The organism is Bordetella avium (genome assembly GCF_034424645.1).
GTDB classification, from domain to species: Bacteria; Pseudomonadota; Gammaproteobacteria; order Burkholderiales; family Burkholderiaceae_B; genus Bordetella; species Bordetella avium.
The window spans coordinates 1,965,914-1,986,565 of the sequence record NZ_CP139969.1 but is presented as its reverse complement, the minus strand read 5'-3'; the positions used below and the strand labels follow the sequence as shown (position 1 = coordinate 1,986,565).

Annotated in this window: 21 protein-coding genes; 12 read left to right on the top strand and 9 right to left on the bottom strand. The window is 61.1% G+C overall.

Going from position 1 to position 20,652, the window contains the following annotated elements:
- Positions 1 to 4: 4 nt before the first annotated feature.
- Complete coding sequence (gene smpB / locus U0029_RS09285) at positions 5 to 466, bottom strand: SsrA-binding protein SmpB (RefSeq protein WP_012417425.1); 462 nt, start codon at positions 464 to 466, stop codon at positions 5 to 7.
- A 65-nt stretch (positions 467 to 531) separates the two neighbouring features.
- Here smpB and U0029_RS09280 point away from each other — a divergent pair, with 65 nt between their 5' ends.
- The 6 genes from U0029_RS09280 (at position 532) to U0029_RS09255 (ending at position 5,504) form a co-directional block, all read left to right on the top strand.
- The gene (locus tag U0029_RS09280; protein WP_012417426.1) at positions 532 to 966 is read left to right on the top strand and encodes a type II toxin-antitoxin system RatA family toxin; all 435 of its coding nucleotides are present in this window, start codon (positions 532 to 534) and stop codon (positions 964 to 966) included.
- Complete coding sequence (locus tag U0029_RS09275) at positions 956 to 1,288, top strand: RnfH family protein (RefSeq protein ID WP_012417427.1); 333 nt, start codon at positions 956 to 958, stop codon at positions 1,286 to 1,288. Before U0029_RS09280 ends, U0029_RS09275 begins: the two co-directional genes overlap by 11 nt.
- Before the next feature lie 192 nt (positions 1,289 to 1,480).
- On the top strand, positions 1,481 to 2,635 hold the full coding sequence (locus U0029_RS09270) for an acyl-CoA dehydrogenase family protein (RefSeq protein WP_039051761.1): 1,155 nt from the start codon (positions 1,481 to 1,483) through the stop codon (positions 2,633 to 2,635).
- Positions 2,632 to 3,804 carry an enoyl-CoA hydratase/isomerase family protein gene (locus U0029_RS09265; protein WP_039051762.1) on the top strand — a complete coding sequence of 391 codons (1,173 nt, stop codon included), beginning with the start codon at positions 2,632 to 2,634 and terminating at the stop codon, positions 3,802 to 3,804. Before U0029_RS09270 ends, U0029_RS09265 begins: the two co-directional genes overlap by 4 nt.
- 57 nt (positions 3,805 to 3,861) lie before the next feature.
- A complete protein-coding gene (gene mmsB / locus U0029_RS09260; protein WP_012417430.1) occupies positions 3,862 to 4,746 on the top strand; it encodes a 3-hydroxyisobutyrate dehydrogenase in 885 nt (294 codons plus the stop codon).
- A gap of 68 nt (positions 4,747 to 4,814) precedes the next feature.
- Positions 4,815 to 5,504, top strand: coding sequence for a VIT1/CCC1 transporter family protein (locus U0029_RS09255; RefSeq protein ID WP_012417431.1), 690 nt, complete (start codon positions 4,815 to 4,817; stop codon positions 5,502 to 5,504).
- 12 nt (positions 5,505 to 5,516) lie between these two features.
- On the opposite strand, the gene ygfZ is transcribed toward U0029_RS09255, so the two are convergent.
- Positions 5,517 to 6,476, bottom strand: coding sequence for a CAF17-like 4Fe-4S cluster assembly/insertion protein YgfZ (ygfZ, locus tag U0029_RS09250; RefSeq protein ID WP_012417432.1), 960 nt, complete (start codon positions 6,474 to 6,476; stop codon positions 5,517 to 5,519).
- 128 nt (positions 6,477 to 6,604) lie between these two features.
- Between ygfZ and mltG the strand changes: the two genes are divergently transcribed.
- The 5 genes from mltG to U0029_RS09225 are packed head-to-tail and all read left to right on the top strand — an operon-like array spanning position 6,605 to position 10,944.
- On the top strand, positions 6,605 to 7,624 hold the full coding sequence (gene mltG / locus U0029_RS09245; protein WP_012417433.1) for an endolytic transglycosylase MltG: 1,020 nt from the start codon (positions 6,605 to 6,607) through the stop codon (positions 7,622 to 7,624).
- The gene (gene tmk, locus U0029_RS09240) at positions 7,621 to 8,265 is read left to right on the top strand and encodes a dTMP kinase (protein WP_012417434.1); all 645 of its coding nucleotides are present in this window, start codon (positions 7,621 to 7,623) and stop codon (positions 8,263 to 8,265) included. The genes mltG and tmk overlap by 4 nt, the downstream gene beginning before the upstream one ends.
- Entirely contained in the window at positions 8,262 to 9,305 is a 1,044-nt protein-coding gene (gene holB, locus U0029_RS09235) for a DNA polymerase III subunit delta' (RefSeq protein ID WP_114852519.1), read from the top strand. Before tmk ends, holB begins: the two co-directional genes overlap by 4 nt.
- Positions 9,306 to 9,331: 26 nt before the next feature.
- On the top strand, positions 9,332 to 10,102 hold the full coding sequence (locus tag U0029_RS09230; RefSeq protein ID WP_012417436.1) for a TatD family hydrolase: 771 nt from the start codon (positions 9,332 to 9,334) through the stop codon (positions 10,100 to 10,102).
- A gap of 41 nt (positions 10,103 to 10,143) precedes the next feature.
- The gene (locus U0029_RS09225; RefSeq protein ID WP_012417437.1) at positions 10,144 to 10,944 is read left to right on the top strand and encodes an ankyrin repeat domain-containing protein; all 801 of its coding nucleotides are present in this window, start codon (positions 10,144 to 10,146) and stop codon (positions 10,942 to 10,944) included.
- A 320-nt stretch (positions 10,945 to 11,264) separates the two neighbouring features.
- On the opposite strand, the gene U0029_RS09220 is transcribed toward U0029_RS09225, so the two are convergent.
- Positions 11,265 to 11,651: a hypothetical protein gene (locus U0029_RS09220; RefSeq protein WP_231838652.1), complete on the bottom strand. Its 387-nt coding sequence runs from the start codon at positions 11,649 to 11,651 to the stop codon at positions 11,265 to 11,267.
- Positions 11,652 to 13,166: 1,515 nt separating this feature from the next.
- Between U0029_RS09220 and U0029_RS09215 the strand changes: the two genes are divergently transcribed.
- Positions 13,167 to 13,997: a response regulator transcription factor gene (locus U0029_RS09215; RefSeq protein WP_249037545.1), complete on the top strand. Its 831-nt coding sequence runs from the start codon at positions 13,167 to 13,169 to the stop codon at positions 13,995 to 13,997.
- Between the two features lie 382 nt (positions 13,998 to 14,379).
- On the opposite strand, the gene U0029_RS09210 is transcribed toward U0029_RS09215, so the two are convergent.
- From U0029_RS09210 to U0029_RS09185, 6 genes are all read right to left on the bottom strand, one after another.
- Entirely contained in the window at positions 14,380 to 15,138 is a 759-nt protein-coding gene (locus U0029_RS09210; protein ID WP_250646822.1) for a beta-ketoacyl-[acyl-carrier-protein] synthase family protein, read from the bottom strand.
- On the bottom strand, positions 15,098 to 15,592 hold the full coding sequence (locus U0029_RS09205) for a beta-ketoacyl synthase N-terminal-like domain-containing protein (protein ID WP_250646823.1): 495 nt from the start codon (positions 15,590 to 15,592) through the stop codon (positions 15,098 to 15,100). The genes U0029_RS09210 and U0029_RS09205 overlap by 41 nt, the downstream gene beginning before the upstream one ends.
- 16 nt (positions 15,593 to 15,608) lie before the next feature.
- Positions 15,609 to 16,046, bottom strand: coding sequence for an acyl carrier protein (locus U0029_RS09200; RefSeq protein ID WP_012417441.1), 438 nt, complete (start codon positions 16,044 to 16,046; stop codon positions 15,609 to 15,611).
- A gap of 102 nt (positions 16,047 to 16,148) precedes the next feature.
- Positions 16,149 to 17,345, bottom strand: coding sequence for a fimbrial protein (locus U0029_RS09195; protein ID WP_039051763.1), 1,197 nt, complete (start codon positions 17,343 to 17,345; stop codon positions 16,149 to 16,151).
- Positions 17,336 to 19,858 carry a fimbria/pilus outer membrane usher protein gene (locus tag U0029_RS09190; protein WP_231838656.1) on the bottom strand — a complete coding sequence of 841 codons (2,523 nt, stop codon included), beginning with the start codon at positions 19,856 to 19,858 and terminating at the stop codon, positions 17,336 to 17,338. The genes U0029_RS09195 and U0029_RS09190 overlap by 10 nt, the downstream gene beginning before the upstream one ends.
- Positions 19,855 to 20,589 (bottom strand): fimbrial biogenesis chaperone, encoded by a 735-nt coding sequence (locus U0029_RS09185; RefSeq protein ID WP_236824222.1) that lies wholly within the window; start codon positions 20,587 to 20,589, stop codon positions 19,855 to 19,857. The genes U0029_RS09190 and U0029_RS09185 overlap by 4 nt, the downstream gene beginning before the upstream one ends.
- Positions 20,590 to 20,652 lie beyond the last annotated feature (63 nt).

Here is a 20,652-nt window from a genome sequence, read left to right as displayed (position 1 = left end):
CGGCTTAATCGCTGCGACGGCGGGTATCGTGTTTCATCACTCGCTCGCGTTCACGCAGCCAGTCCTTTTCGCGCGAAGTGTCCCGCTTGTCATAGAGTTTCTTGCCCCGGCCTAGCGCAAAGTCCAATTTGACGCGGCCGTTTTTATAGTGCAGGTTAAGGGGTACCAGCGTGAAGCCGCGCTGTTCTACCTTGCCAATAAGTTTGTGAATTTCTTCGGCCTTGAGCAGCAACTTGCGCGTGCGCATGGCATCCGGGTGGATGTGGGTCGAGGCGGTGGGCAGAGGACTCACGTGCATGCCGAGCAGAAAGAGCTCGCCGTCACGCACGATGACATAACTCTCTTTGAGCTGGACGCGCCCGGCACGAATGGACTTGACCTCCCAGCCCTGCAAAACGAGGCCCGCTTCGTAGCGGTCTTCGATGAAATAGTCGTGAGAGGCCTTGCGATTATCGATGATGCTCATAGACGCAATGTATGGGGCGCGCGATGCCGGTAAAATCCGATCATTCTAGCGATTTACGATTAGTGATGCACAAAGTACAACGCTCCGTCCTGGTACCTCACAGCGCAGCACAGATGTTCGATCTGGTGGCCGATGTCGAGAAGTATCCTGAATTCATGCCCTGGTGCGGGGGCACCGAGGTGCAGTCACGCGATGAGCGCGGCATGCAGGCCTCGGTATTGATCAGCTTCGCGGGCATGAAGCAGCGTTTTACCACACGCAACACCCACGATTACCCGCAACGCATCGATTTAGAGCTGGTCGATGGGCCTTTTTCCAGTCTGGTCGGACATTGGGTCTTTCAACCACTGGCCGAAGATGCATGCAAAGTGTTGTTCACGCTTGAATATGCTTTTTCGAACCGGGCGCTCGAAATGGTGGTGGGGCCGGTGTTCAACAGGATCGCCGCCAGTTTCATCGAGTCGTTCACGAAGCGGGCGCAGCAGGTTTATGGCGAATGAACTGCGCGTGACGGTGTGCTTTGCACGGCAGGATGAGGCCTGGCTGCGTGAGCTGCTGCTGCCAGCAGGTGCGACCGTGGCTGATGCGCTGGCCGCCAGCGGCTTCGCTCAGCTTTTTCCGGGCATCGATGTGTGGCAGGCGGGCGTCGGCATCTACGGCCAACGGCGTGAGGCTCACACGCTGCTGGCAGACGGTGACCGTGTCGAGATTTATCGCGCGCTGACCTTCGATCCTAAAGAGTCGCGCCGCCGCCGGGTAGCGCATCGCCGCAACCATATTGCAGCATCTGGCGGACGGGTGCGCCCCGCAGGTCTGCTCTGACTCTCCGGACTGACGCGCTGAGGCTGGCGCTCAGGAAATAAGGCCTCACAATGTCGCTGCCGAGACAAGTTTGACAGCCGCTTTAGGCTAAGCTCAAGCCCTGATTTACGTTTACGTTAACGTCATGCAAAATGACGGTTAGTCATACCGAAGCAAGGTCGGTAAACGCTACTAACAATCAGGAGACAGGCCGTGGATCTCGAACTCACTGAAGAGCAGCGCGCCTTTGCGCAGGCCGCCCGCGACTACGCCCAGGGAGAGCTGGCGCCTCATGCCGCGCGCTGGGATGCACAGGGCATATTCCCCCGAGAGGCTTTCGCCAGGGCGGGAGAGCTGGGCTTTTGTGCGATCTATGCCAGCGAAGCCATTGGAGGCCTGGGTTTGCCCCGTCTGGATGCGACCCTGGTATTCGAAGAGATGGCGGCGGTGGACCCGTCCACCACCGCCTTTCTGACCATACACAATATGGCGACCTGGATGATTGGCCAGTGGGGCAGCGCCAACGTGCAAGCAGAGTGGGGCGGGCAACTGGCCAGCGGCGAGAAACTGGCCTCTTATTGCCTGACTGAGCCTAATGCGGGTTCCGATGCCGGTTCGCTGGTCACACGGGCCGAACGGGATGGCGACGATTTTCTTATCAGCGGCGCCAAGGCCTTTATCTCAGGTGGCGGTGACACTGACTTGTTAATCGTCATGGCGCGCACGGGCGGCCCTGGACCGGCCGGGGTGTCGGCGTTTGCGGTACCCGCCCATGCGTCCGGGATCAGCTATGGCCGCAAAGAAGAAAAAATGGGTTGGAACAGCCAATCCACCCGTCCGATCAGCTTTGAAAATGTGCGGGTGCCCGCCGATTCGATGCTGGGCTCGGAAGGCGAGGGCTTCAAAATTGCCATGAAGGGACTGGACGGCGGGAGGATCAATATCGGCACCTGCTCGGTGGGCGCAGCCCAGGGTGCGCTGGATGCCGCCCGGCGTTATATGCATGAGCGGCGTCAGTTCAACCGGCGTCTGGCCGAGTTCCAGGCACTGCAATTCAAGCTGGCCGATATGGCCACGCATCTGGTGGCAGCCCGCCAGATGGTGCGACTGGCGGCTTGCAAGCTCGATGGCGGATCGCCCGACGCGGGCACGTATTGTGCGATGGCCAAGCGTTTTGCGACGGATACGGGGTTCCAGATTTGTCTGGATGCGCAGCAGATACACGGCGGCTATGGTTATCTGCGGGACTATCCTCTGGAGCGTCTGGTGCGCGATACTCGCGTACACCAGATTCTGGAAGGCACCAACGAGATCATGAGGGTGATCGTGGCCCGCCAGTTGCTCGACAAGGGAGCGGATATCCGATGAATGACGCCGTGTTGTTTGAAGAGCGGATTGCAGACAATGGATCACGGCTGGGCGTGGCGACGCTGAATGCCCCGCAGACACTCAATGGGCTGTCCTTGGGCATGGTCGATCTTCTGAATGCGCGTCTGAACGCCTGGGCGCAGAACCCTGCTGTGGCGCTGGTGGTGTTGCAAGGCGCCGGCGGCAAGGCGTTTTGCGCGGGCGGTGACCTGCATGGTCTGTATGCCAGCATGCGCGAACACCGGGGGCAGGGTGCCTGGGCCAATAGCTACGCGCGTGACTTTTTCGAGCGTGAGTACCGGCTCGATTTCCGTATTCATACCTACCCTAAGCCCATTCTTTGCTGGGGGCACGGCATAGTGATGGGCGGCGGTGTGGGCCTGATGATGGGGGCCAGCCACCGTGTTGTGAGCGAAACCACGCGGATCGCCATGCCGGAGATATCTATCGGCCTATTCCCAGACGTGGGAGGCACTTGGTTGCTCAACCGCATGCCAGGCCGCACAGGGCTTTTTCTCGGCCTGACCGGCGCCAATCTGAACACTTCCGATGCTTTTTTCGCCGGCATGGCGGATTTTCGCCTAGACTCGAGGGACTGGCCTCGGTTTTGCGAAGCCTTGCTGCATCAGCCTTGGGCTAGTCAGCCTGGGGGGCCTGGCACGGGTAATCTGGCGCCGCGTTCCATCAATGACGGCTTGTTGCGTCAGACGCTGTTGGCCCATGAGCCCAAGACGCCGCTGGAGCCAGGCCCGCTACGCCAGCATGCATTTCAGATTAACAACCTGTGCAGCGGCAATCGGCTAGACGAGGTCTACGATGATCTGGCCAGTTTTCAGCATCATGCGGACCCCTGGTTGGCGCGAGCCGCCCATACCCTGCTCGCAGGATCGCCGGGTTCGCTCCGGCTTACGTTCACGTTGTTGCAGCGCAACCGTCTGCGTTCCTTGGCCGATGTGTTTCGTGCCGAATACGTGGCCGCGCTGGGCTGCGCGGCGCAGGGCGACTTCGAGGAAGGCATACGCGCCTTACTCATCGACAAAGACAAGCGACCACGTTGGCGGCCCGCCACGCTCGCCGAGGCGGATGAAGCCTGGGTACTGCGTTTTCTGAATGAGCCATGGCCGCAGACAACGGCGCATCCCTTGGCGGATCTGGGTCAGAGCCTCTGACATCACCGCCGGCTCGCGATTGATCATCACGACACCCTAAGGCAGGAGACAGGCAATATGAGTAGTATCGCATTCATCGGTTTGGGCAATATGGGCGCGCCGATGGCGCTCAATCTGGTCAAGGCGGGCCACTCGCTCGTGGTGTTCGATCTGCTTGCTGACGCGGTACAGCGACTGACCGAGGCCGGGGCACGGGCTGCCACCAGCGCCAGCGCGGCGGTCGACGGCGCGGATATTGTCATTACCATGCTGCCTGCGAGCAAGCACGTCGAACATCTGTATCTTGAGCAGGATCTGCTGGGCAAGATCAAGGCGGGCGCCCTGGTGATCGACTGCAGCACCATCGCGCCGGATTCAGCCCGCAAGGTCGCCGCCGCCGCCACCGCCCGGGGGTTGGAGATGATTGACGCGCCCGTGTCCGGCGGGACGGGCGGCGCAGTGGCAGGCACGCTGACCTTTATCGTTGGCGGCGCAGCCCTGGAGCGCGCCCGTCCGGTGCTCGAAAAAATGGGCAAGAACATTTTTCACGCCGGCGAGGCGGGGTCGGGTCAGGTCGCCAAGATATGCAATAACATGCTCTTGGGCATCCTGATGGCGGGCACCTCGGAAGCCTTGGCCCTGGGTGTCGCCAACGGGCTGGACCCCAAGGTGCTCTCTGACATCATTGCCAAGAGCTCCGGGCGCAACTGGGCGACTGAGCTGTACAACCCCTGGCCGGGCGTCATGCCGCATGCGCCGGCTTCTCATGGCTACGCAGGCGGCTTTGGCGTGGACCTGATGCTCAAGGATCTGGGATTGGCGGCCGAAGCCGCCCTGGGTTCGCGCTCGTCCATCCCTTTGGGCGAACTGGCGCGCAATCTGTACAGCCTGCATAGCAATGGCGGCAGCGGCCGGCTGGACTTCTCCAGCATTGTCAATTTGTACGCTAACGACAACGATTGAGGTGCTGCGCGTAGGCCGGCGACTCCAAAGGCGGCCTATACTCCGATTGCCCATTTTGAGGAGCCGGCATGCCTACCGCAGAACATCATCGTATCTTTCGCGCCAACTGGCTGCGCGCCGCCGTCTTGGGCGCCAATGATGGCATCGTCTCCACAGCCAGTCTGATCACCGGAGTGGCGGCAGCCCAAACCACCCACGAGATTGTGTTGACCTCGGGCGTTGCCGCACTGGTGGCAGGGGCGCTGTCAATGGCGGCGGGCGAATATGTGTCGGTACATTCGCAAGCTGATATCGAGGCGGCCGATCTGCGCATCGAGCAAAGTGCCCTGAAAACTAATTCGGCCCAGGAATTGCAAGAGCTGACCGATATCTATACCCAGCGCGGCGTGGCGCCTGAAATCGCCCGCACCGTGGCGGAACAGTTGACCCGTCATGATGCGTTGGACGCACATGCGCGGGATGAACTGGGTATTTCCGCCTATAACCGGGCCCAGCCCGTGCAAGCGGCTGTCGCATCGGCGGCGTCGTTCGCCGGAGGGGCTGCGCTGCCGCTCGCGGTTGCCGCGCTCACGCCTATTACGAGCTTGATTCCCGCCGTGATCGTCGCGTCGGTGATCAGTCTCGGCATACTGGGCGCCATCGCGGCCCGCGCGGGCGGCGCCCCGATGGGCCTGGCGGCTTTGCGCGTCACGGTGCTGGGGGCCGCCGCCATGGCCTTGACGGCGGGCGTGGGGGCTTTGTTTAACGTGGCGGTCTGAGCCGCCCGTGTTTTATGCCTGGATGGGGTAAGGAAGATCACGCAGCGTGATGGCTGGGCCGTCCGGCGCACCCACACGCAATTGGTCGGCGGGCAGGGCGGCTAGCGTGGTTTCAAACAACAGCGAGGCATGGTCGCCGTCGCGGGCAGCGTCAACGATGCGGCCGACCGGCTCGTCCGGCTGGCTCGCATCATAGATGTCGAGCCCTGCCGCCGGCACGGGCAAGGCGCTGACGCCATGCGCCATGCGGCGCTTGACCGTGCCGCGGTAATGGCTGCGCGCCACGACTTCCTGACCTGGATAGCAGCCCTTGGTAAAGCTCACGCCGCCGATTAGTTCGAGATTGACGGTTTGCGGGATGAACAGATCTTGCGTGGCCTTGGCGATCCAGGGCAGGCCGGCGGCGAGATCGGCGGCCCGCCAGCTCTCTTCGTCGGCCTCGCTCAGCAAGGCGCGCAGCGCCTGGCCCTGCATTTGGCCTGCGCCGGCAACCCACCACCAGCGCAGGTTGTTGCCGGGTGCAGCAATCCAGGTGCCGCTGGACAAGTCGGCGCGGGCCCAGGCGGTGGAGGGCAGTGCGCCGCCCGCCGCCGTGCCGAGGGCATCGAGGTGATCCGGCCCGGCCGAGACACCAGCAACCGACAGGTCGGTCAGGCTGATCTTGAGCTTGGCGCGCAGTACAAACATGGACAGCCGTTTAACGAGCGCCTCGGCCAGGTCCGCACGCACGAGGGCGTGAACCGACTCAGGGCTGGCGCGCCATATGAGCAGCGTGGCCAGCAGCCGCCCCTTGGCCGTGCAATAGCCGGCCAGGCGGGCGCCATCGGCCGCAAGGCCGTTGACGTCTTGGGTGAGTTGCCCATGCAGAAAGCCTAAGGCATCGGGGCCGGCGGCGCTGATGACGCGCAGGCCGGGCAGGGCGGCGAAGCGGGGCGAACCTTCAGGACGGGGGGCGATCGAATCAGGGTGCATGACAGCGGCAAATTGGCCAAGTTGTGCAAACCCCTCATGATACTCGTGCGCCGACGCCGGGCCTATCGAGGCTAGGCGGACGGCAGGGGCGGCGCGGCCCGCCATGATCTATTAAACTGCGCACTCTTATGAAAAAACGCATTGCTTTCTATTTTCTGCTGTTGCTGCTTCTTGCGGTGCTTGCCGCCGCCGGGGCAGCAGCGAGCGCCTGGTACTGGGCGCAGCAACCCATCAAGTTGCAGGCGGACCGGGTGGATTTCGTGGTCGATCCGGGAGCCACGCCCCGGGCGATTGCGCGTACCCTGAACGCGGCCGGTGTGCCGGTCTGGGAGCCGGGCTTTGTCTGGATGGCGCGGCTGTCTGACATGGATAAGCTGATCAAAGCCGGCGGCTACCAGGCCATTAACGGCGACAGCCCCTGGATGCTGCTGCAAAGGATGGCGCGCGGGGATATGTCACAGCGGCAAATCACCTTTGTCGAGGGCTGGACTTACCGCCAGATACGTGCGGCTTTGCGTGAGAACCCCGATGTGAAGCAAACACTGGGCGAAACGAGCGACGAAGCGCTGATGGACCGGCTGGGCTCGGCCATCAAGCAGCCGGAGGGCCTATTCTTTCCGGATACCTATGTTTTCACGCCAGGCAGCTCGGATTACGATATTTTGCGCCGTGCTTACGAGGAAGGGCAGCGTGTGCTGGCCGCCACCTGGGAGCGGCGCGACCCGGATCTGCCTATGGCAACGCCCTATGAAGCCTTGATCATGGCCTCCATCATTGAAAAAGAGACCGGGCACGGACCGGAGCGGGCGCGCATTTCTGGGGTATTCGCGAATCGTCTGCGCCTGGGTATGTTGCTGCAAACCGATCCCACCGTGATCTATGGGATGGGCGATGCGTATCAGGGCCGTATCCGCCGCCGCGATCTGCAAACGGACACGCCCTGGAATACCTACACTCGGGCAGGTTTGCCGCCCACGCCTATTGCCTCGGCCGGCCGTGCTGCGCTGTTGGCGGCGGTGCAGCCGGAAAAGCATAAATTTCTTTATTTTGTTTCCCGCGGGAATGGCACCAGCGAATTCGCCGCCAATCTGTCGGAACATAATCGCAACGTCTCCCGTTTCATTCTTGGGCAAGGGCAGAATCCATGACCATGTCGCCGACTGGTGCCGTCTATCCCGGCCGTTTCATTACCCTCGAAGGGGTGGATGGCGCGGGAAAGAGCACCCACACCACCTGGCTGGTGGACACCTTGCAAGAGCGTGGCTTCGATGTCGTGTCCACGCGCGAGCCTGGCGGCACGCCGCTAGGGGAGCGACTGCGTGAGCTGCTATTGACTCAGGACATGGGGCTGGACACGGAAACGCTGCTGATGTTTGCCGCCCGCAGCGAGCACTTGCAGCATGTCATTGTGCCGGCGCTTGCCCGAGGCGCCTGGGTGGTTTGCGACCGCTACACCGATGCCACCTACGCTTATCAGGGAGGCGGACGCGGTTTGGGTGCCGCACGTGTGGCCCTGCTCGAACAATGGTTGCAACCCCCTCTGCGGCCTGACCTTACCTGGCTGTTCGATGTGCCGCTTGCCGTGGCGCGCGCCCGCATGGCGGGGGAACGGCAGCTTGACCGTTTCGAACAGGAAGCCGAGGCCTTTTTCGAGCGCACGCGTACGGCCTACCATGCGCGCGCTGCAGCTGAGCCTGGACGCATGCATATCATCGATGCGAGCCGTCCGCTGGACGAGGTTCGCCGCGCCCTGGAGCAGGATCTGCTGCAATTTCTGGCGAACACATGAGCCTGGCGCAATTTGCTCCCTGGCATCTCGAAACGGCGCGGGCCTGGCTGGGGCAGCGTGAACGTTTTGCCCATGCCTGGCTGATCCATGGTTCGGCCGGGATAGGCAAGCTGGATTTTGCAGCGGCAGCCGCAGCCAGCCTGCTTTGCGAGTCTCCGCACGCAGGACTGGCCTGCGGCGCTTGCCCGGCCTGCGCCTGGGTATCTTCGGGGAATCACCCCGATCTGCGCCGTGTGCGTCCGGATGCGCTGGCCCTGGAAGAGGGCGCCGAAGACGCGGAAAGCGGCGAAGAAGACAGCGCGACCGCCGCCAAGAAAACACCGTCCAAAGATATCCGTATCGACCAGGTCCGGGCGCTGGAGTCCTGGTTCAATACGGCAACCCACCGAGGCGGCTGGCGGGTGGCGTTGGTATATCCGGCGCATGCGCTCAATGCCGTATCGGCCAACGCACTCTTGAAAGTCCTGGAAGAGCCTCCCGCGCACACCGTGTTTCTGCTGGTGGCGGATGCCCCCGACCGCCTGTTGCCCACGCTGCTGTCCCGCTGCCGCCGTCTGCCTCTGGCCATGCCGGACGCGCAGACCGCCCGGCGCTGGCTCGAGGAGCAAGGCGTGAACCAGGCCCAGGATTGGCTGGCGGCCGCCGGAGGCGCTCCGCTGGCGGCGCGGCGTCTGGCGGCGCACTCCGACACGCCGGTGCCCGTTTGGCTGCGTAGCCTGATCGACAGCCTTGCGCCGGGCCGTATGGCCGATGTGGGCGCCTTGGCCGAGTCGCTGGAGAAGCTGCCGGCCGCTGAATGGCTGGACACATTACAGCGTTTTTTCACCGACCTGAATCTGGCCGCGCATGGCGCCGCACCCCGTTACTTTCCCAGCCTGGCGAGCGGGATGGCCACTATCGCTTCCCATTCCCAGCCAGCGCACCTCGCCGAAACGGGCCGTTGGCTGACTCGCCAGCGCGCCCTGGCGGGCCACCCTCTGAACGCCAAGTTGTTTGCCCATGCAGCATTGCAACGCGTGGTGCTATCCTGCCAGCCATAAAGCCGGCCCCGATTTTTTCCCCGCTTATGTACGTAGACTCTCATTGCCATTTGAATTTCCCCGAGCTTGCTGCTGATCTTCCCGCCGTGCTGGACCGCATGGCGGCGAATCAGGTGACGCACGCATTGGTCGTGAGCGTGAACATGCCTGAATGGCCCGGCCTGATGGAATTGGTACGCCCGCATCGCAATTTGTGGGCATCCGTGGGAGTGCATCCGGATTACGAAGATACGCCCGACCCCTCGGCCGAAACGCTCGTGCAACTGGCGCAGGACCCCAAAGTGGTCGCCATCGGTGAGACCGGGTTGGACTACTATCGCTTGAGCGAACCCCTGGATTGGCAGCGTGAGCGTTTTCGCCGGCATATCCGCGCCGCGCGCGACGCGGGGCTGCCGCTCATCATCCATACCCGCAATTCGGCCGCCGACACGGTGCGCATCCTCGAGGAGGAGGGCGCTCACGAAGTCGGCGGCGTGATGCATTGTTTTACCGAAACCTGGGAAATCGCTCAGGCGGCGATGGACTTGAACTTCCATATTTCGCTCTCGGGCATCGTGACCTTCAAGAATGCAGGGGTCGTTCATGAAGTGGGCCGCAATATGCCGCTGGACCGGCTTTTGATCGAAACCGACGCGCCCTATCTGGCACCGGTGCCCTATCGGGGCAAGCTCAATGACCCGTCCAAGGTGATCCATGTGGCGGAAAAGATCGCAGAATTGCAGGGCATCAGCGCGGCCGAGGTGGCGCGCGCATCAACTGAAAATTTCTTCAAACTTTTCAGTAAGATAGAGCGATAATTTAGTGCGTTAGTTTAACTTTATGCCCCGGGGAGCTGAACATGAAGGCAGGGAACTGGATGGCGGCGCTGGTACTGACGGCCCCCATGCTGACGGTCTCGGCGCAGGCCGCTAAGGCCGAAGCGCCGGGCAACTGGTGGTTTTATGTTCACAACGACCGTCCCGCCGATCTGCGGGCGCTGTTGGCCCAGGGCGCAGACCCCAATGTGCGCTTTACGAATGGTCAGCCTGCCATTATGCGGGCCGTGGTCGATGGCGCCTGGGGCGTGTTCGATGTGCTGGCCGCGAATCCCCGCACGGATGTCAATATCGAGAACCCGGCAGGCGAAACGCCGCTGATGTATCTGGCCGTGGCGGGCCAGACCGAGCGGGCGAAAGCGCTCATCGCCCGTGGCGCCCAGGTCAACCGTCTGGGATGGACGCCGCTGCACTATGCAGCGTCGAAAGGCCAGGTCGATACGGCCCGGCTGCTGCTGAACAAGGGCGCCTTGGTCAATGCGCCATCGTCCGAGGGGCGCACGCCACTTATGATGGCCGCCTATTCGGGCAATCGGGACATGGTGCAACTTCTGCTCGATGCTGGCGCAGATCCGACTTCGCGCGATCTCAAGGACCAGAGCGCTGCGGACTGGGCCCAGGCCGGTAAATGGGGAGCGTTGTCAGAGGAACTGCAACGGGTTGCCGACAGTGCCTGGCGCAAACGCGAGGCGCAGCGGGGACAGCCCTCCCGCGAGCCGGCCGCTGCTGTGGCGCCTGCCCCGACTCCTGCCGTGCCCCTGCCGCCACCCGCTTCGAACACCGTACAGGGTGTGTCCGGCCTGCGTCTGAACGGCTACGATTGACTGTGAGCTTGCCATAGCGGCGCCGGACGCTAAGCCTGAGCTTGGGCTGCTGAAATGCGCGGCCCATAGCACTTGGGTAGCTTGACCGACGCCTGTTGCCCTTATCGCGGCTGGGGGCGGGCTTTGATCGCGAGTTTGAAGGAAGCGCGCGCCGATGACGTCGGCGTGGCATTCGCTGCTGCCTAGCGGCCGCCCTATAGACGCAAGCGCTGGTAGGCGCCATTGCGACGCCTTGTGTAGCCGAGGGCCAGCTAAGGCGTCTATTGCCTAATCTGGCCGTTTGAATGGGAAGGCGGGCAGGGCGGCGCTGCCTGACGACTTCAAGCCAAAGGCTTGAGGCCAACGATGTAAGGCGGCGCATTGCCGCGCGCTGGCGCGCGGATTTTCAGCATGGAGCCGCCCGGTGTGAACTCGAATTCCTGGAGTGGAACTTCAAACCACTGGTGAAAGCTGGTGCGCTGAAACTCTGGCACCCATACCTTGGCCCGGCGCTCGTCGCACTCGAATTCGACTTCGGTGCTTTCGATGATCAAGGGACGCGCCGGCCCTAGCCGATAGCTGGCGTAGACCAGGGCGCGCTGTGCCGTTCCGGTTTGCCATTCCAGGCCGATAAGCGCCATGAAATGCTTGATCGCCTCAGCGTCGTAAAGAGATTTGGGCGAGCGGCCATCGCCTTTGCCCGCCGGTTTTTGCTTGTTTCTGCTCATAGACGCAACTTTACCTGAGCGCGCGTCAGACTGCTGCATCCGCTTGAGCCGCAATGTCCAGCTGCGCAACAATGTGCGAGAGAAGGTCAGTCTGATCCGTAAGGGACAGGGGAGGGGGGGGGTAGGAAAGGCCGGTCGCCCTGCATCCGGTATGCCGGCGGATAGCGGCACGCTAGGAAACAAACGCGATAGAGTATCGCGATCCAGTATGGTTAAGGCCAGCGTTCTAGTATGGCGGTTATGCCGGGATCAGTATGAAATGCAAGGCGGAATGGACTGCCCGGAGACGGCTTTTCGACATCGGGTGGGCGTGTCGCCAGACAAGCTCGCGTGGCAACAGATGGCAAGCTGGCTGTGGGGACCCCAACAGACCGAGCGCCTGCGTGGACGTCGGCATGCCCCAAGGGATGCCCGCAGCCCATCAGGGTAGGATGACATCTGCCGGATGGTGAATGCCGCGGCTCCAAAATACGCATAATGAATATTATGTAAAGTACGAAAAACGGTCTGCACCGTAGCGAGGCACTATCGCCCGGCCGTCTCTATTGCAGACACCCCCCATCTGTCCTGAATCACGATCTGCATTCCTGCTAATGGCGTTCTCGGCTTCGGTTTATCGAGGACGCCCCCCTGCCAAGCTCTGCGGCGGCCGCGGCAGGATAGACAACGGGGTCTATGAGGCTCAAGCCTGCCTCATGATGCACAGGTGTTGACGGTTCTTGACTGTCTTAGCGTCTCTGCCCGGCCGCCCTCATGGGGATTGCGCGCACATCCAAGAAGCCGAGAACGGCTGGCCGTACCGGCTTATCGATGCGCCGCTTTGCGAACATCCTGTTCCAACATTGCGCGACGGCTCCGCCGAGTAAGAACGCTTCGGCCCTTCCCTCGGCGGGCACTTTACCCAGCCAGAGTGGGATCCACCATGTATTTTGTATGCAACATTATGTAGATAGAACGCATTGCGCTTATCTTGAAAATTATTCACATTATCTATTCACGCTTCCATTTTGTTTTTTCATTGAATGAAAATAAAGAAAATAATCTGGAGAGAAATTTGTTATCTGACAAAAACTAAAGCATTTAAGTTGTAGGCATGTTACATAGTTGTCATAAAGGTAAATTGTCATTCATTTGCGTGTTGTGATATACGTTATATTCTGTAATTTATACAGTTTGATACATTGCTTGAGCGAGGACAGCAACAATGTAACGGCTTTATCCTCATGTTAGCGTTGCAAAGAACACAATTGATTACATCTCAGCCTATCAATTGGCTGGTGTTTTCCAAGGTTTGACTATATGTTTTAGAACAAGAATTTTCATTCGCTTATTCATTGAAATAAGCGCCTACTGCACTGGTAGGCCAGAGTCTTGCGCGACAATTCCCGAATAATTTTTGACTAGTACGAGGAACTGAAATGCGAGATGTGACCGAGATTTTTTGAAACCAAAGATTCGGCGGCACACCCTTCCCGATAGCGAAAGAGTCTGCCATTCGCCCTACCCGCTCCAGCCTTGCGCTGGCGCGCCCAGGTCCTTAACGTTTACGTCACCGAACAAACCGATGATCTAGCCGCTGCAGCTGGCGCGGCATTGGATGTTTCCGCCCGGTTTCTCGTCACATTCCAGTATTTCTCCAGAGTGACCGCCATGAAAATTCGTATCATTCTCGCCGATGACCACCCAGCCCTGCTGGCGGGTATCCAACATCAATTCAGCAATTTTCCGACGCTTGAGGTGGTCGGGCTTGCTCGTGAATCGGGCGAACTCATCAGCCTATTGGAGAAGGTGCCCTGCGATGTTGTCGTGACGGATTACGCCATGCCGGGCGGAAGGTTTAGCGATGGCATGGCCTTGATCCTGTATTTGCGCCGCACCTATCCCAACATCAAGCTGATTGTTTTCACGGCGATGGATAATGGTGCGATCAGCCAAGAGTTGGCCAAGCTGGGTGTGCACGCCGTGTTGAACAAGGTGAACGACACCAACCATCTGGTATCGGCCATTCACGCCGCGTACGCGGGCTCGACCTATGACCGGCCGAATCAGGCCCGTACAGCACGCCCCGAAGCTGAGCAAAGTGAGTTCAAGCCGCTGTCCCGGCGCGAGCTGGAAGTCATCCGGCTATATATTTCGGGCCTTTCTGTGCAAGAGATCGCGGATCAACTACACCGGACCAAGCAGACCATCAGCTCGCAGAAATCGAGCGCCATGCGCAAACTGGATATCACCAGGGACGCGGATCTGTTCCGCTTTGCTTATGAGATCAGTGCGGCCTCGCAAGAGGACATCTCATCTTCCCTGCTTCAAAGACCTGGCCTCGAGTCGGCAGTGCCAACCGCCTAGGCTCCGCGCGATCCCTATTCGAGACGGCCATCTTGTGGGGGTGGATCGCGGATGGGTGATCGAGCAAGGCTCCGTGCTGTTCGGGTAGTCTGACGATCGCCTCGCTCTATCGTATGAGCATTGCGCCGCTTACGGCGTTAAGACGACGTCAAGCTGACGCGACCTCTCGCTTTCCTGCGCTTTTGGGTGAGATGCCGGCCTCTCTTACCTGGAGGCCGGCGTCGATGGGGCTTGCGCCTCATCTGCCTCCCTTGAGTGTAGGCAGGGAGCCCTCCCCCGTCTATGCCCTCCGTCGGCTGTCACAACAGCCAACCCGCCTGCAGGGCTTCGGGCCTATACTTTAGCGCTGCTGGCCTTCGACCTCGCCCGAGAAAGGCCGGGACTACCCGGCTTTACGAAAGGCCAACACGGCGTTATTGCCGCCCATGCCGAAGGCGTTGCTCAGCGCGACGTTCAAAGACGGCAGCGCGCGGCCCCCTTCGCTGATGTAGTCCAGATTGCATTGTTCATCGCCTGGCTCGAAGAAGAGCGTCGGTGGCACAACACCGCGCTGCACCGCCAGGGCAGTTACCGCAGCTTCAATCGCACCCGCAGCCCCGATGGCATGCCCGAGGGCGCCCTTGATGCTGCTGACGGGCAATTGCTCCGCGTGCGCCCCGAACACCTGCCGGATGGCGGCAGTCTCGATGCGGTCACCGACCAGTGTTCCGGTGGCGTGCGCATTCAGATAACCCACCGCTTCGGGCGCCAGTCCCGCGTCGGCCAGACAGCGCGACATCGCAAGCGCCTGTCCTTGCGGGTCCGGTCGCAGAGGATGTGTGCCATCATTGCTGACGCCATAGCCGCACAGTTCGGCCAAGGGCTGGGCGCCGCGCGCGGCCGCATGCTCGGCCGATTCGAGCATCAGCCAGGCTGCGCCTTCGGCTAGCGCAATGCCGGTGCGCCCGAGGCTGAAAGGACGGCACACCCCCTGCCCTTCGGCTGGTGTCGCCAAGACATGCAACTGCTTCCAACCGGAAAACACGACAGGGGTCAGCATCGCTTCCGCACCGCCCGCGATGGCCACATCGAGATAGCCGTCCCGGATGCGACGAAAGGCTTCACCGATTGCAACCGCACCTGCTGAACAGGCGGTGCGCATAGGTCTGCGCTTCTTGTTGAGATTTGAGTTGCTGGGCCAGATAGGCGGCCGAAGCATTGGGCATGGTGGCGGGAACGATCAGCACGGGTCGTTTAGGAACGATGCCGTAATAGGCCTCAACGCCCTCACAGAGGATGGACACACCACCGATGCCCGTGCCGAAAAACACGCCGCAGCATGATTGTTGCTGCGTATTCAGCGCCGCCTGCTGCAAGGCTTCGGTAGCCGCATGCTGGGCCATGACCGTCACGCGGTCCATGGCGCGCACCTGACTGGGGTGTAGGCCGGCAGAGATGTCCGCCCGAACGAAACCGACCGGATGATCAATATCTTCTTGCGGATGCCGGCCTACCCCGCACCGGCCGTCCACCAAGGCCTCGAACGTTGCGGCGGCAGTGTCTCCCAAAGCGGTGACCATGCCGATCGCCGTAATCACAACAGATCTGCGTTCCATGCGTCGCGGCCTCTCGTCAGGGCGTCGTATTGTTTTCGTTTCTCGTGGCGGCCGCAAGCCGCGCCCGCCTGCGTGCTTCGTGATCATCCGTGGCGGCCTGGCCCTTGGCGCGCCTCGCCACCACTTCATGCATATAGCTGACCAGAGCGCTGAGATTGGCCGGGAACACCGCAGTGATCTCCGTCGTGTTGTTTGCCGGATCGCTAGGCAGCATTTCGTCGGTGGCGATGTGAAACTCGGTTTCAACCTCGAGCAGAATTTCCAGAATGGCGAGCGAATCGAACTGCGTGATGACGGTGGTGAAAGGCTGGTCATCTAGCAGCGGCTCAGGCTCGCAGCGGCAGACACCGGCGATGATTTTCGCCAGCTTGCCGCGCAGCACAGCGTCTTCGGGGAGTACGGGATCGATCGGCAGATTTTGCATCATGGCTTGCGTGGGCAGGAATGGTGACATGGCCGCTCGGCGTCGGTGCGGGCACGCTAGACGCAAAGCCGTTTCTTATCTCGTGTCGTGATCCTACCGCATCCGCTTCAAAACAGGGACATTCCCTATCCTCTAGTTGTAGGTGAAGGTCAAGGTGGCAATGGCATTGACCGTGCCTGCCTTGAGCGTAGAACTTTCACTGAGCCGCTTCAGGCGGGCCGCGAAACCAAAGTTCCAGCTTTTGGTAAAGCTGTCGCCGCTGGCCGAACTACCCATTGAATCGTCGCGTTGCCCAAATATCGGCGTGATATAAGTCCTGTTGCTCGGCTCGATATAGAACAACTCGACGCCCACCCCCTGGGCGGCGCCCGTGCCCGTGTCGAGATTGGCCAGTGTGCCGGGGACGCCTGCCACGGTGTTCGCCGTTGAGATGGTGATGCCGGGCGCCGAAGAGCTGCTGGCCGCGCAATCCACTGTCAATTGGAGTTCGCTCGTCGGGCCAACACCGTTGGATTGCAGGTCGGTGAGCGGGACATCAGGCAGCGTCATGGTGGCAACGCCGCCGCCTCGAATCTGGCAAGTGGGCGCAGTCACAATGACATTGGAGGCCAGTTGCACGCTGTACAAGGCGGCCGGCGTCACCCCACCCCCTATGAGCGTAGATCTTCCGCCTATCGTGGCGGCAAGAATATTGCCGGCCTTGATGGGTTCGCCTGTGGCGATGAAGTCGATCCGGGCGTACAACACTTCGCCGGTATCACTTCTGCTGAATGGCGCAACCAGCACGCCGGAGGCGAAAGGGTTGGGGATGGTTTGCTGGCCTAGCGGGGAGCTTCCCGTTTCGGAGTAATAGTAGTACACCCTATAGCCGATGCCCGGCACACCGGTTTCGTAAGTGTGGTCCAGGCCCGATACCGCAGGGTGCCCGCCAAACTCGCTGAACATTTCTACGACGCCCAGTTTGCAGCCATACACCGCAGCGGCCTGACCTTGCGCCGACCCCGTGTAAAAGGGCAAGGTTTTGATTGCTGAGAAGAGCAACTCGCCGCGCGCATAGTCTCTGACTGGGGCGAATGTCGTGCGCTCAGACGTGACTTTGTGCTGCTGCGCCGCTGAGTTGTAGGCATCGTAGCGGTTGCCGCGAGGAGTGGTCCCACCATTGTTAATCGAGCACCCTCCTGGCCCATTTTCATCCGCAGCGGCCGCCGCGCGCATATCCAAGGGCCCGGCATGAGCCGGGTCACCCGGTAAAAAAGCGACAATCGGCGCCAGGCTCAAGCTCATTAGGCAGGCGCGACTCAGCGCCTGGATGTACGAGGTCATCCGCATACAAGCTCCTTGGCGAGCGGTGTGCCAGAGGTCTTTTCCTGCGCGCTATCAATCTGGAAGGCGCAGTCGGTTGAGTTGGTCTTGACCGTAAAGCGCGCCGCGCCCGTGATGCCGGATAGCCATACGCGGCCGACCGGACCCACGATCCCGCGCTGCTGTCCGTCCGCGTCAAAAATCGAGGAACCGAAAGGTAGAAAACTCCCGTCCGCACGACGCAGCACCAGAAAGACGGTGCGGCCGATTTCGGTATCGAACTTGGCCACGACAATGGCCCCCCTTGTCGGCACCACATTTTGCACGTTCTGCTTGAGCGTGGCGTCAGGATCATCATCGCCCGCAGCCAAGGCGATGCGGTTCTCCCGGAACGGCGAGGCATAGGGTACGAGAGCGCGTCCCTGGCTGTTGGTGCGCACGCCGGGATAGGAAGCCACCGTCGCCCCGGCCGCGCCCGGCGCGTCCACGATAACGGCGGTTTCGCCGATGGACTGACCCACCAAGGGCCCCTTGTCGTCAATCACCAGCGCGCCGGAGATATCGACACTGCTGTTGGAGCTGTTGCGCGAATAACCGTGGTTTACGTTGATCACGGCCAAGGGCGCGGAATAGCCGAGCGATGCATAGCCGTGCGACCCACGATTACCCTCAGCGTTACCTCCCGAACTGAGGCCGGTTTGCAAAGCATAGGTCAGGGAGGTGTCGTCGGTGAGCGAGCCGCTGAGGCTCACGTCATTGCTCGTGCCCTGATCGTTGCCGTGGCTGATGCTATATCCTGCGGAATGCCGGCCGCCCAAAGGAATGGTGAGGGACAGCATGACCGTGTTGCTGCGCTCACCCCAGGCGCTGCGGTTAATCCCGTAGTTGATGGCGTAGCCCACGCGGCCGACATAGCTCGAGAAGCTCAACTGGCTGAACGTGGAATTGTACGGCGCATTGCGATAGGTAACGCCGTAGTAATTAAAGGAGATCGATGCCCGGTTGGCGATGCGCTGCGAGAGCGAAAGCTGGTACTCGTGCTGACGCGTGTAGAGATTGCTATAGACTTGGCCGGTGTAGCGGTCATAGCGGTAACCTTTGTTGTATTCGCGGTCACGCACGGCGTCTTCGAGGCTGCGAAAGCCCGAGGAGTTATAGCGATAGCCGGCCAGGGTGAAGTCGGTGCCGATTTCAGCGAAAGACTTGGCATACTGCAGCCGCAGGGCGTGTCCAGTTTGCCGCTTGCCCTGCGCGTCCTCCGAACGGGATAGCGTGTCGTCGAACGAAATGGCGCCCAGATAAGCCATGTTGAAGGCAATACCCAGGGAGCCCGCTTGATAGCCTTGCTGCGCGGCCATCGCACCGCCATAGGCTGTCATGCCCAGCGGCAAGCCATAGGCCAGCGTGAATTGCCCGACATAGGGACGCGAGGTGTTGTAGTTATGCCGGTACTGGCCCGCGCCGAAGTTGTAGTTCCATACGCCCTCTCGCATCATCACGGGCAAGGCGGCGAAGGGTTGGAAATAACGTGTCGTGCGCCCGCCGATTTCTTCGATCTCGACCTCCAGGTCTCCGCCACCCGGCGTCGAATAGAGGTCATCGATCACGAAGGGGCCGGCTGGCACGAAGGTGCTGTAAAGCACCACGCCATTTTGGCGTATGGTGACTTTGGAATTGCCCTGTGCAATACCGCGCACCACGGGCGCGTAACCGCGTAGGCTATCGGGCAGCATGCCATCATCGGACTGCAGCTGCACGCCACGCAGGCGTACCGCGTTGAAAACGCGCCCCGAGGTGCTGCTATCCCCCAGGCGCATCAGCCCACGCCATGCGGGAAGGCCGCGCTGGGCATAAAAGTCATTCCAGTTCCAGTCAGTGTTTCCGGCATTGCGGTAGTAGCTGCCGTTGGCGCGAAAACGCCATTCCCCCAGATTGAAGCCATTGCGCACACTCAAAAAGGTGGTGGTGTTTCTATCGTTACCGTAATCGCCCGAATAACGCGTCTGCCCATAGGAGAGGCGGTAGCTGGTCCAGAAGGCGGTCGTACCGTCGTCCCATAAAGAGCGGTCCACCACGCCGCGCGCACGGCGCTTGAGCATGGCTTGCGGGATGTAGAGATTGAGCAGGTTGGTATCGGGGTTGTACTGGGCGATGGCGCCAGGCAAAGCGGCGAGCGCGCCACAGGCAGGCAGGTCCGGGTTCAGTAGCGCCGGCAGCGCCTGAACATTCACCCCGATTTCTTCCAGAAAGGGGACGGGCAGGCAGGGCTGCGCATCCAGTTTGCCCTCGACGCGTTCGAAATCGACCTCCCGCCTGCCTATCGGCAGCTCATTAAGCCGCATCATGACGTCATGAGGGCCTGCGACAACGCGGTTTGACTTAGCGAATACGGATAGATCCACCGGCGGCTGACCCGGGCTGCGATGCAAGAAACGGCTGTCGAACACGGCTTCTTCTTGTGCAAGCGCAGCCGCAGCCGGCGTCAGCGCCAGCACCAACGCCGCGCTGCCGTTGCGAAGAAGGTGGCGAAGTGGTTTCACGGCTTGCTCGCCGGAGTCGCCTTCATACTGCCCCCCTGCTCTACCGTGATGCCCGACCAATCATCGACAGCGCCGAAATTATTGACGACCTGGGCGCCCACTTTGAATGCGCTAGATGCGGGGCATTTGCTCAGCGGAACCCGCGTCGTGGTCAGCGGTTGCGCAATGACACCGAGGCCGTAGCCCTCTTTTTCCGTAGGCACATGAATGCGCGAGAAGTTGACGGTGTAAGCCGAGGAGTTTGCGATGTGAAGATTGCAAGCCTTGCCCTCTTGACTCCAGCTCCAGGCCAGCATGTCCTTACCCCGCGGCAGATCTTTGATGGCGGTGGGGCGATAGAACAGCTTGATGCGCGTGCGGGTGGCAAGGGTCAGTGAGTTGGTGTTCGCCGCGCCTTGCTGCGGGATTTCGAGCACATTGATCCAGTACTGCGATTCGCGATCTTTGGGCAAACCGTCGGCCACGCGGGTAATGCTGAGGTTGCGCTCGACTCCGCCATCAAAACGGCCAAGCGGCGGCGTGATGAAGAAAGGCGTTTCCATCTTCTCGCCGTCGGCGTCTATCCAGGCCTGCACCACCACAGGGTCCGTGCCGACATTCTTTGCGCCGACAACCGCGTTACGGCTCGATTCGTTCAGGATGACGCGGGTGCTGCCGAGTTGGATGGAGGCTGAGGCGCTGGCGCTGACCAGCAGCGCGGCCGCGAGCACAAGGCTATTTCTTTTCATCATTACGGCATCCGGAGGAATTAGGCCAAACTGCAAAAGAGAAAGCATCGGACAAGCGCCGCGCAG

Coding starts and splice junctions, on each gene's coding strand:
- smpB (WP_012417425.1), bottom strand. CDS start 466: ATGAGCATCATCGATAATCGCAAGGCCTCTCACGACTATTTCATCGAA.
- U0029_RS09280 (WP_012417426.1), top strand. CDS start 532: ATGCACAAAGTACAACGCTCCGTCCTGGTACCTCACAGCGCAGCACAG.
- U0029_RS09275 (WP_012417427.1), top strand. CDS start 956: ATGGCGAATGAACTGCGCGTGACGGTGTGCTTTGCACGGCAGGATGAG.
- U0029_RS09265 (WP_039051762.1), top strand. CDS start 2,632: ATGAATGACGCCGTGTTGTTTGAAGAGCGGATTGCAGACAATGGATCA.
- mmsB (WP_012417430.1), top strand. CDS start 3,862: ATGAGTAGTATCGCATTCATCGGTTTGGGCAATATGGGCGCGCCGATG.
- U0029_RS09255 (WP_012417431.1), top strand. CDS start 4,815: ATGCCTACCGCAGAACATCATCGTATCTTTCGCGCCAACTGGCTGCGC.
- ygfZ (WP_012417432.1), bottom strand. CDS start 6,476: ATGCACCCTGATTCGATCGCCCCCCGTCCTGAAGGTTCGCCCCGCTTC.
- mltG (WP_012417433.1), top strand. CDS start 6,605: ATGAAAAAACGCATTGCTTTCTATTTTCTGCTGTTGCTGCTTCTTGCG.
- tmk (WP_012417434.1), top strand. CDS start 7,621: ATGACCATGTCGCCGACTGGTGCCGTCTATCCCGGCCGTTTCATTACC.
- holB (WP_114852519.1), top strand. CDS start 8,262: ATGAGCCTGGCGCAATTTGCTCCCTGGCATCTCGAAACGGCGCGGGCC.
- U0029_RS09230 (WP_012417436.1), top strand. CDS start 9,332: ATGTACGTAGACTCTCATTGCCATTTGAATTTCCCCGAGCTTGCTGCT.
- U0029_RS09225 (WP_012417437.1), top strand. CDS start 10,144: ATGAAGGCAGGGAACTGGATGGCGGCGCTGGTACTGACGGCCCCCATG.
- U0029_RS09220 (WP_231838652.1), bottom strand. CDS start 11,651: ATGAGCAGAAACAAGCAAAAACCGGCGGGCAAAGGCGATGGCCGCTCG.
- U0029_RS09210 (WP_250646822.1), bottom strand. CDS start 15,138: ATGCGCACCGCCTGTTCAGCAGGTGCGGTTGCAATCGGTGAAGCCTTT.
- U0029_RS09205 (WP_250646823.1), bottom strand. CDS start 15,592: ATGGAACGCAGATCTGTTGTGATTACGGCGATCGGCATGGTCACCGCT.
- U0029_RS09200 (WP_012417441.1), bottom strand. CDS start 16,046: ATGTCACCATTCCTGCCCACGCAAGCCATGATGCAAAATCTGCCGATC.
- U0029_RS09195 (WP_039051763.1), bottom strand. CDS start 17,345: ATGCGGATGACCTCGTACATCCAGGCGCTGAGTCGCGCCTGCCTAATG.
- U0029_RS09185 (WP_236824222.1), bottom strand. CDS start 20,589: ATGATGAAAAGAAATAGCCTTGTGCTCGCGGCCGCGCTGCTGGTCAGC.